The organism is Xanthomonas populi (assembly GCF_002940065.1).
In the GTDB taxonomy this organism is placed as follows: Bacteria; Pseudomonadota; Gammaproteobacteria; order Xanthomonadales; family Xanthomonadaceae; genus Xanthomonas; species Xanthomonas populi.
On sequence record NZ_MDEJ01000141.1, the window covers coordinates 1 to 9,780 of the forward strand.

At 63.5% G+C, this 9,780-nt stretch carries 10 protein-coding genes; 2 read left to right on the forward strand and 8 right to left on the reverse strand.

The features are described from left to right. Positions 1 to 76: 76 nt before the first annotated feature. The 4 genes from XpopCFBP1817_RS17410 to XpopCFBP1817_RS17425 all read right to left on the reverse strand — a co-directional run bounded on the left by XpopCFBP1817_RS17410 (position 77) and on the right by XpopCFBP1817_RS17425 (position 3,176). The gene (locus tag XpopCFBP1817_RS17410) at positions 77 to 1,495 is read right to left on the reverse strand and encodes a M20/M25/M40 family metallo-hydrolase (RefSeq protein WP_128418080.1); all 1,419 of its coding nucleotides are present in this window, start codon (positions 1,493 to 1,495) and stop codon (positions 77 to 79) included. A gap of 111 nt (positions 1,496 to 1,606) precedes the next feature. Beyond that, positions 1,607 to 2,038: a large-conductance mechanosensitive channel protein MscL gene (gene mscL, locus XpopCFBP1817_RS17415; RefSeq protein WP_128418081.1), complete on the reverse strand. Its 432-nt coding sequence runs from the start codon at positions 2,036 to 2,038 to the stop codon at positions 1,607 to 1,609. A gap of 60 nt (positions 2,039 to 2,098) precedes the next feature. After that, positions 2,099 to 2,812 (reverse strand): fumarylacetoacetate hydrolase family protein, encoded by a 714-nt coding sequence (locus tag XpopCFBP1817_RS17420; RefSeq protein WP_128418082.1) that lies wholly within the window; start codon positions 2,810 to 2,812, stop codon positions 2,099 to 2,101. An 88-nt stretch (positions 2,813 to 2,900) separates the two neighbouring features. Beyond that, entirely contained in the window at positions 2,901 to 3,176 is a 276-nt protein-coding gene (locus XpopCFBP1817_RS17425) for a hypothetical protein (protein WP_128418088.1), read from the reverse strand. 262 nt (positions 3,177 to 3,438) lie between these two features. Here XpopCFBP1817_RS17425 and XpopCFBP1817_RS17430 point away from each other — a divergent pair, with 262 nt between their 5' ends. Next, complete coding sequence (locus XpopCFBP1817_RS17430) at positions 3,439 to 3,780, forward strand: Rieske (2Fe-2S) protein (RefSeq protein WP_128418083.1); 342 nt, start codon at positions 3,439 to 3,441, stop codon at positions 3,778 to 3,780. Between the two features lie 74 nt (positions 3,781 to 3,854). Here the strand turns inward: XpopCFBP1817_RS17430 and XpopCFBP1817_RS17435 are convergent, their stop codons facing one another. The 4 genes from XpopCFBP1817_RS17435 to thiS all read right to left on the reverse strand — a co-directional run bounded on the left by XpopCFBP1817_RS17435 (position 3,855) and on the right by thiS (position 7,796). Further along, entirely contained in the window at positions 3,855 to 5,717 is a 1,863-nt protein-coding gene (locus XpopCFBP1817_RS17435) for an SLC13 family permease (protein WP_128418084.1), read from the reverse strand. A gap of 69 nt (positions 5,718 to 5,786) precedes the next feature. After that, the gene (trmB, locus tag XpopCFBP1817_RS17440; RefSeq protein ID WP_128418085.1) at positions 5,787 to 6,566 is read right to left on the reverse strand and encodes a tRNA (guanosine(46)-N7)-methyltransferase TrmB; all 780 of its coding nucleotides are present in this window, start codon (positions 6,564 to 6,566) and stop codon (positions 5,787 to 5,789) included. Positions 6,567 to 6,751: 185 nt separating this feature from the next. Then, on the reverse strand, positions 6,752 to 7,546 hold the full coding sequence (locus XpopCFBP1817_RS17445; protein WP_128418086.1) for a thiazole synthase: 795 nt from the start codon (positions 7,544 to 7,546) through the stop codon (positions 6,752 to 6,754). A gap of 49 nt (positions 7,547 to 7,595) precedes the next feature. Next, positions 7,596 to 7,796 (reverse strand): sulfur carrier protein ThiS, encoded by a 201-nt coding sequence (thiS, locus tag XpopCFBP1817_RS17450; protein WP_128418087.1) that lies wholly within the window; start codon positions 7,794 to 7,796, stop codon positions 7,596 to 7,598. 188 nt (positions 7,797 to 7,984) lie between these two features. Here thiS and XpopCFBP1817_RS17455 point away from each other — a divergent pair. After that, a partial coding sequence (locus XpopCFBP1817_RS17455; RefSeq protein ID WP_244171223.1) for an autotransporter outer membrane beta-barrel domain-containing protein occupies positions 7,985 to 9,780 on the forward strand: 1,796 nt, incomplete at its 3' end.

Genomic DNA, 9,780 nt, shown 5'->3' on the forward strand with positions numbered 1-9,780 from the left:
GTCAGCTCAACACCAGCTTGCAGATGATCCACCTGGCGTTCCTGGCGTTGCTGCTTAGAAGACTTTGAACAGGCTCTTAGTCGCTTGGCGGTTGCACAACCTTCGCGCGACTACCGAAATCGCAATCCGCTTCGGCCGCCAGATACGCAAATATGGTGTAAGCAGCGACGTTCTGCGCAAGCGCTTTCGGGTCAATCTTGTCCAGCGTGTCATCAGCAGTGTGATGCAGATCGAAGTAGTCGGTGCCGTCCTGCGCCAGCCATGCCCACGCGCCACCCTTTGCGGAAATCGGGCCGACATCCGGGCCGGGGCCGCCCTTGCTCGGCTCATACGCGATACCAAGCGGTGCGAGCACCTCGGCGATCTGTTGGGTCGCTGCGCGCGATTCTTCAGGTGCCGCCGAGCCGGTGTTGAACGCATAAATGCGCCCGGCACCGAAGTCGCTCTCCGCGCCGATCTGATGCAGCGCCATGTCCTTAGCGTCCTTGCCGTGCGCGGCCGTATATGCCTTGCCGCCATACAGACCTTGCTCTTCGTTGGCGAAGGCCACCACGCGAATGGTGCGCTTGGGCGCCTGTTTGAGTTGGCCGATCAAGTGGCCCGCGGCCATGGTGATCGCCACGCCGGCACCATCGTCGATCGCGCCGGTGCCCAGATCCCACGAATCCAGATGCCCGCTGATTACCACCACTTCCTTCGGCTTGCTGCGTCCGGTGATCTCGCCGATCACGTTGTACGAGGTCGCCTTGCCATCCCAGCCGCAATCCAGTGCCAGCCGCAGACGCGTGCTGCCCAGTGCGGTCAGGCGCGCGAGCTGGTTGGCATCGGGCACCGACAACGCCGCTGCCGGCACCGGCGTCACGCCTTCATCGAAACGTGTGATGCCGGTATGCGGCACGCGATGCGAATCGGTGCCGGCCGAGCGCATCACAAAGCCGATCGCACCCTTGCGGATGGCTTCCGACGGCCCCTTGCTGCGCACCGCGCCGCCATTGCGGTAATCCTTGCCGTCGCGCGCCTTGATCATCTGGTAATCGACAAACGCGATCTTGCCGGTCAGCGAGCCGGCTGGTGCAGCCTGCAATGCGGCCAGGTTTTGGAAGCGCACCACTTCGCCTTCGACGGTGCCGCCCGGGCTGCCGCCCAGCGCGGTGATGTGCAATGGCTGTGCATGTGCACCGATCACCTCAGCCTGTTCGCTGCGACGCTGCCATTTGGGAAACGTCACTGGTTCGGTCCACACCTTGTCGAAGCCCAGCGATTCGAACTTGGCTTTGGCCCAGGCCACCGCGCGCGGATCGGCTTCGCCACCGGCAATGCGTGGCCCCACTTCGGTAGTCAACGATTCCACCACCGCAAAGCCGGTGTTGTCTGCCAACGCCTGCTCACGTAGCTGCGCGGCAGTGCGCAGCGCGCCATCGGCAATGCTGGTCTGTGCGGCAAGCGCGGGCGCGCAAACGAGTAGGGCAGAGATGGCGACAGCGAGACGACGCATGCAGTGCGGCTCCAACGACAAGGGGGACCCAGAGCTTATCAGCGCGAGGTCCCCCGTCTGCGTGCGAAAGGTCCTCACTCTGCGCGAAGTTGCGCAGAAGGATGTGTCCGCTCACGGCACGCGCGGCGTCTTGAGCGTGTCGTTCTTCAGCGAGTCGCGAATCTCGCGCAGCAACAGCACTTCTTCGCTTGGCCCCTTTGGGGTATCTGGCTTGCGCCGGGTCAGGCGATTGATCAGCTTGACCACCAGAAAGATGGCAAAGGCAATGATCACGAACTGCACGACGGTGTTGATGAAATCGCCATAGCCAATGGCCACTGCCGGGAGTTCCTTGCCGGTGGCATCGACGCCTGCTGGTTTAAGCACCCAGGCCAGGCGCGAGAAATCCACATTGCCGATCGCCCAGCCGATTGGCGGCATGATGATCTTCTCCACCAGCACGGTGACGATCTTTCCGAACGCCGCACCGATGACCACACCGACTGCCAGGTCGATGACATTGCCACGCATCGCGAATTGCTTGAATTCGCTGACCATTCCCATAGCGCACTCCAGAGGCAGTCGCGGACCAGCTGCCGCAGCCAGAGCGTAGCGGGCTTTGTGTCAGCCGGCGATGATGCCGTGGCGCTCGGCCACGTTTTCCAGGCGCGCACTGAACTGATCGCCGGGCAGCAACGGACCGACGCCCGCCGGCGTGCCCATGAAAATCAGATCGCCTGCGCGCAATGCGTAGAGTTTGGAGAGCTCATGCAGGATCTCCGGCACATTCCAGATCATCTGATCCAGCAACGATTGCTGACGCACCTGCCCATTGACCTCCAGCGATAGATTCAAAGCCTCCAGCGCACCCACTTCACCGGCATGCACCAGCTCGCTTACCGGCGCGGAATGGTCGAAGCCCTTGGCGATGTCCCACGGCATGCCCTTGGCTTTGGCGGCTGCCTGCAGATCGCGACGAGTCAGATCCAGGCCGACGCCGTAACCGTAGATCAAGCCTTCCGCCTGATCCACCGGCAGCTCGCCGGCCGGCGCATCGCGACCCAACGCCACCACCAGCTCCACTTCGTGGTGCAGTTCCTTGGTGCCGGGCGGATACGGAATATGGTCGCCGTGACCGACCACGATTGCGTCGGCAGGCTTCATGAAAAAGGTCGGCTGGCCGCGTTCGGCCTTGGAGGCTGGCGCGGAGGCGCCCATCTCGCGCGCGTGATCGGCAAAATTGCGGCCGACACAGTAAATGCGGTGCACCGGAAAATTACCGCCACCCACCACTGGAATGCGCGGAGCATCGGCGGCAGAAATCACATCGTGTGTCATGCACGCATCCTTAAAAAACGGGATGCGTGAGTCTAGCCGTTTGGCGGTGTACGACAACACCGTCTGCGCGCCATGCGCGCGGCGTCGCTCAGTGCGACAACGGCAACGCGGGCTTGCGCACGACGCGGTATTCGGCTTCGACCACGCGCGCTTGCTGCGGCGCACGTCGATTGGACTTGCTCAACAACTTCCAGGCGATGCCGCCAAGTATCATTGCCGCGCCGACGAACACGCTGAAGAAGATCAACACCGCAAGAATGACCAGACCAGCCAGGCCCGCTGCGACGCGCACCAACGGATGACGCGGTTTGCGCGGTGCAAACAGATGATGGATGTTGCTGAATTGGAAGATGCGTGCAGGCATGGCGGTCGGCTGCCGGGCAGGAACAGGCATCAAGTATCGTTGCGGTTTCATGTCATGGAGTGAAAATTTCGTTAAAAAGATGCGTTTTTTGTAGACGCCATCACGCCCAAAGCGCCAAAAAGCCCGCCTGTTGGTGGTCGCGACCTCTTGCTGCCGAAGTGGCTCGTTGGCATGCGTACGTTCGTGCATGTCGAGGCATTGCTGCGCGGCGGCCATCCAGGCGCGTGCCACAATCTGTGCCCTCTCTCGATCAGTCGCCTCCATGACGTCGTCATCGCCCACCACGCTTGTCGAATTGGCGCAGATTCCCGACGCAGGATTTCTGGAAGTCGAAGCGCTGTGGGATGGCGGCCCGGAGTCGCTGGTGTTGTATCGCGAAGGCATGCAGGTGCGTGCTTGGTTGAACGTGTGCCCGCATGCCGGCCGCCGGCTGGATTGGGCGCCCGGCCAGTTCCTCAAGGCCAAAGACGGCCATCTGGTCTGCGCCGCGCATGGCGCTGCGTTCGAGCTCGCCGGCGGCGAATGCATCAGCGGCCCGTGCCGCGGTCAATCGCTGTTGGCGGTGCCGGTACGCGTGGAAGGTGCGCAGGTGTTGCTCGGGTAGGTTGCCGGTCTAAAACGTCGATCAGCCCTCCGCAGAAACAGTCGCACCTATCGATCGCCGACCAATACGCTGATTCAGCGCGCCGCCCACCAGAACATCAGGTTGATCATCGACACCATCACCACGATGTAGATCAGCGACAGCGGTGCACCCACGCGCCACAGCTCGCGCGGCTGATAGTTGGCCGGGCCGGCCACCATCGAGATCACCGGGTTGGAGGCGGTCATCAGATTGTTGGACGCCGACAACGCCACGATCAGCGCGAATGCAGTGGGGTTGCCGTTGGCCGCCAGCGCCAGATTGACCGCGATCGGCACCATCACGATGGTGGCGCCGACATGGCTGATGACCAGCGAGAACGCGGTGGTCAACAGCGCCAGGCTGATTTCCAGCGCCCACACCGGGATGCCTTCGGGCAGGCGATCGATGGTGTGGCCGGCCACCCAGGCCGCGGTGCCGCTGCTGTCCATCGCCCAGCCGAGTGGAATCAGCCCGGCCATCATGAAGATGGTCTTCCAGTTGATCGAGGCATAGGCCTCGTCCATGCGCAGCACGCCGCTGACCAGCATGCAGGCCACGCCGGTCATCAGCGTCAGCGCCACCGGCAGCCGCGAGGTCAGCGCGATCAGGATGGTGAAGGCGAAGATCGCCATCGCGATCTTTAACTTGTGCGGGCGCTGTTCGCCTTTGGGAAAGTCGGTGACCGGCACGAAATCGCGGCTTTCCGCTGCCTGCGCCAGGTCCTGCCAGATGCTGTGGAACACCAGCATGTCGCCGGCGCGCAGCGGCACGTTGCGCACGTCCTCGCGGATCACCTGCTTGTCGCGGTTGATCGCCAGCAGGCTGATGCCGCTCTGCTTGCGCAGCCGCAATTCGGCAGCGGTCTTGCCGATCAGCCGCGAGTTCGGCGGCACCACCGCTTCGGAAATCCCGGCCAGGCTGGGGTTGAACAGGTCGCCCAGGTTGCGCAGCCGCGAGGACATGCGCAGGAAATGGTTCTGCGCGAAATAGGTCACTTCCTGGCGCGGCCCCATCGCACCGAGCACGCTGCCGACCCAGATGCGCATGTCCGCCGGCGGCGCCAGGCGGGTGTCGTTGCCGGTCTTCAGCGCCAGCAGCAAGGGCGCGTCGTGCAGTGCTTCGGCCTCGCCCAGGGTCATGCCGACCAGCGGGCTTTCGGCGCTGACTGTGAGCTCGAACACATCGCCGTCGATGCCGTAGGTCTTGGCGAAATAGCTTTCGGTGCGCGAGGGCGTGACGCCTTCGTTGATCAGGCGTTCTTCTTCGATCAGTTTGCGGTCGCCGTAGAAGCGGAAGTACAGCAGTGCGGCGATCAGCAAGGCCACGCCGATCGGCAGCGGCGCGAACATCGTTAACGGCTCGATGCTGGCCATGCCCGAGGGCAGGTTGTTGTTGGCGGATACCAATAGATCGTTGAGCAGGATCAGCGGCGAATTGCCCACCATGGTGAGCGCGCCGCCCATCACGATGGCTGCCGCGATCGGCAGCAGCATGCGTTGCAAGGTGAGCCCGGTGCGTGTGGCCAGCCGCGAGGCCACCGGCAGATACAAGGCCATCACCGACGGGTTCTGCATGAACGATGAGTTCAAACCGGAGATAGCCAATGTCATCATCATCAAGCGTTGTTCGCTGCCGTGCGAACGCCGCAACAGCCAGGTTGCCAACCGATTCAACGCACCGGTGCGCTCGAGGCCCGCACCGAGAATGGTGGTGGCGATGATGCTCATCACCGCGTTACCGGAAAAACCACCGAACAATTCTTCCGGCGCCACCAGCCCGGTGACGCCCAGCACGACCAGCACGATTAGCGCCACCACGTCGGCGCGAATGCGCTCGAACAAAAACATCGCCATCGTGAAACCGACCAGCCCGAGGACGAGCTTCATATCGTTGGTCAGTGTCAGCGCGGTGTCCATTGGGGTCCGGGAAATGGGGAGTCGGGAATGGAGCATGGGAGAAGCTGGAAAAGCCGACGCCGGTTGACCCTATCCGGATGCCGGAGGCGGTTGCTCTTGCGATTGCCGATTCCCAAATTCCCTGTCGTAAACCAGATCCCACACGCCGTGACCGAGCTTCTGGCCGCGGGTTTCGAAGTGGGTCTGCGGGCGCCAGGGGGGGCGTTCGACGTGGCTGCGCGGGCCGGCGCGATTGACCAGGCCGGCAGTGGCGTCGAGCACGTCCCACATCTGTTCGGCGTAATCGGCCCAGTCGGTGGCCGCGTGCAGGTGGCCACCATCGCGCAGCTTGCGCACGACCAGCTGCGCAAACGCCGGCTGGATCAGGCGGCGCTTGTTGTGGCGCTTCTTGTGCCACGGATCGGGGAAATAGATACGTACTTCGTCCAATGCGCCATCGGCGATTTCGTGTTCGAGCACTTCCACAGCATCGTGGTGATAAAGGCGCACATGGGTGCTGTCGTCGTCGTGCAGGGCATTGAGCAAACGCCCGACGCCCGGCGCATGCACCTCAATGCCGATGTAGTCGCGGCTTGGATCCTGCTGCGCGGCAAAGCGCAATGCTGCGCCATTGCCAAAACCAATCTCCAGCACCTTGGGTGCAGCACGGCCAAAAGCAGCATCGAGATCGCGCGGCGCCCCGGTGTAATCCAGACCGAAGCGCGGCCACAACTCATCGAACGCACGTTGCTGCGCCGGCGTAAAGCGCCCCTGCCGCAGGACGAAGCTGCGCACCTGCCGGCGGCCCTCTTCGATGGTGAAGGGCTTGGGCGGCATCTTGGCGCCGTCACTGGTGAAAGGATCAGTCATGAAAAGTCAGTCACATCAAAAAACAACGCCCCTCTCCCCATGAAGGGGACCGAGGTCCCACCGTGAGAGAGAGATTGGGGTGAGGGGACGGTTGCCGCCACGGCGAGGGCGCAGACGAAGTCACGCACAACCGCCTGACCCACGTGTTGCAGACAATGGAGACGAGACTGACTCAGCACACCACCTCATCCAATTACACCATCCACCGGACTCGACGCCGACGCATACCGCTTACGCGCAATCCGCCCGGACAAAAACGCTTCACGCCCGGCCTCGATCGCCTTGCGCATCGCGCTCGCCATCAAAATCGGATCGCGCGCACCAGCAATTGCGGTATTCATCAACACCCCATCACAGCCCAGTTCCATCGCGATCGCTGCGTCCGATGCCGTACCCACGCCGGCATCGACAATGATCGGCACCTTGGCGTTTTCGATGATTTCCAGCAGGTTGTACTTGTTCTGGATGCCCAGCCCCGAGCCGATCGGCGCGGCCAGCGGCATCACTGCTACACAGCCAATCTCTTCCAGGCGCTTGGCCAGGATCGGATCGTCTGAGGTATAGACCATGACGTCGAAGCCGTCGGCGACCAGTTGCTCGGCGGCCTTGAGCGTCTGCACCACGTCCGGATACAGCGTGCGCTCGTCGCCGAGCACTTCCAGCTTGGTCAGGTTGTGGCCGTCCAGCAGTTCGCGCGCCAGCCGGCAGGTGCGCACCGCATCTTCGGCGGTGTAGCAGCCGGCGGTGTTGGGCAGCAGCGTGTAGCGATCCGGCGGCAGCACGTCGAGCAGGCTGGGTTCGTTCGGGTTCTGGCCGATGTTCACCCGGCGGATCGCCACGGTGACGATCTGCGCGGCAGCCGCTTCGGTGGCCAGGCGGGTTTCGTCAAGATCCTTGAACTTGCCGGTGCCGGTCAGCAGACGCGAACGGTAGGGCTTGCCGGCGATGATTAGCGCATCAGAGGGGGCAGTATTGGTCATCAGGCAATTATCACCGATCGGACGCAGCTGCGCCGGCCTGCGCGCACCATCAACCGCCGCCCAGCGCGTGCACGATCTCCACCACATCGCCAGCGTGCAACTGGTGCGTGGCATGCCGCCCGCGCGACACGATTTCGCCATTGACCTCCACCGCCACGCGCCGCTGTGCAAGACCTTCCTGCGCTAGCAAGGTGATTAGGAGCAGATCGTCGGGAACGTTGCGCTGGGTGCCGTTGAGTTGAATGTTCATGTCATCATTGTTGCATCGCGTGCCGTCAGGGCGCGCGTTTTGCGTTATGCGGCAATGCAGCGTGAGCGCGGGTGGCGAGGGTGAAATCATTGCCATTCGCCGGCGTACGTATGCCGGTACGGTCCAGTTCCACACCACTTTGAGCAGGTACTCCCATGGCGACACCTCTTCGCCCGATCCGTTCCCTGATGGCCGTTGCCATCGCCATTGCAGCCACCCCGGCCATGGCCGCGTCTGCGTTCGACCAGACCGTGTTCTTCGGTGACAGCCTCACCGACAGCGGCTACTACAACCCGTTACTGCCAGCCGCGTCGCGCGCAGTCACCGGCAAGTTCACCACCAACCCCGGTTTTGTCTGGGCTGAATATGTGGCCGACCATTTCGGCACCAACGCCGCACCCAACGGTAACGGCCAGACCGGCGACAACTACGCGGCCGGTGGCGCCCGCATCCAGGCCAGCTCGGTCAGCGCACTCGGCGCTGCGCGGTCGGTGACCAGTCAGATCAACACCTATCTGAGCGCCAATGGCGGTCAGGCCAACCCGAATGCGCTCTACACCGTGTGGGGCGGCGCCAACGACCTGCTCGCCGCCGCCGCTGCGCCGGCCCAGGCGCAGGCCATCATCGGCAGCGCGGTCACCGCACAGGTGGGCGCGGTCAGCGCGCTGCAGGCTGCCGGCGCGCGCTACGTGATGGTGCCGACCATTCCGGATGTGGGCCTCACCCCGCGCTTCCGTGCCGGCGGTGCTGCTGCTATGGCGCAGGGCACTGCTGCGGCGACTGCCTACAACACCGCACTGTTCAGCGGCCTGCGTTCGGCCGGCCTGCGCGTGATTCCGGTGGATACCTTCCACATCCTTCAGGAAGTGGTGGCCGATCCTGGCACCTACGGATTCAGCAACGTCACCAGCACCGCCTGCAACCCGGCAGTGCCGCTGCCGGCCTGTAACCCGACCAGCCTGGTCGCCGCCAACGCACAGAACACCTATGTGTTCGCCGACGGCATCCACCCGACCACCGCCACCCACCAGATCCTGGGCCAGTACGCCATCTCGCTGCTGGAAGCGCCGCGCTTGCAGCAGGTGCTGACGCATTCCGCGCAGGCCATTGGCCGTGCGCGCGCCGACCAGGTGGCCTGGCATCTGGACGGCAAGCCGGACGCCGATGGTCTGCGTTGGTGGGGCAGCGTGCGTGGCGACATGCAGCGCTACGACCACGCCGATTTGTACGACGGCATGGCGCCAGCCGGTCTGTTCGGTGTGGATTGGAGCGCCGGTGATCTGGTGTTCGGCGGCTTTGCAGGCTTCGGCAGCATGGATGCCGATTTCGGCAACCGCAGCGGCAGCTTCAAGCAGGACGACACCACCCTGGGCGCGTTCTTCGGTTGGTACACCGGCCCGGTGTGGGTCAATGCGCAGGTCAGCTACAGCGCGCTGCGCTATGACGTCGACCGGCAAGTGCAGCTCGGGCCAGCCACGCGCGTGCACAGCGGCTCGCCCGATGGCAGCAACCTTACCGCCGCGGTCAACGCCGGTTATTCGCTGGGCGAAGGCAACCTCAAGTACGGCCCGGTGGTCGGCCTGACCTGGCAGAAGCTCAAGCTGGACGGCTATACCGAAAGCAACGAAAGCTCCACAGCGCTGAGCTACGCTGATCAGGACATCGACTCGCTGGTGGGCCGCATTGGCTTCCAGGTGCGCCTGGAAGGTGCTGCGGTCAAGCCGTACGTGCAGGCGACCTACGACCACGAGTTCAAGGACGGCACCCAGGCCAGCGCCTGGCTGCAGTCGATGCCGGAAGTGGGCATGTATACCGTTCCGGGCCAGAACTTCGATCGCAACTACGCGACCGTCGTGCTGGGTGCTCGCACCGGCCTGTGGCGCGTGCAGAGCAATATCGGCCTGAGAGCCTGTTCAAAGTCTTCTAAGCAGCAACGCCAGGAACGCCAGGTGGATCATCTGCAAGCTGGTGTTGAGCTGACGCT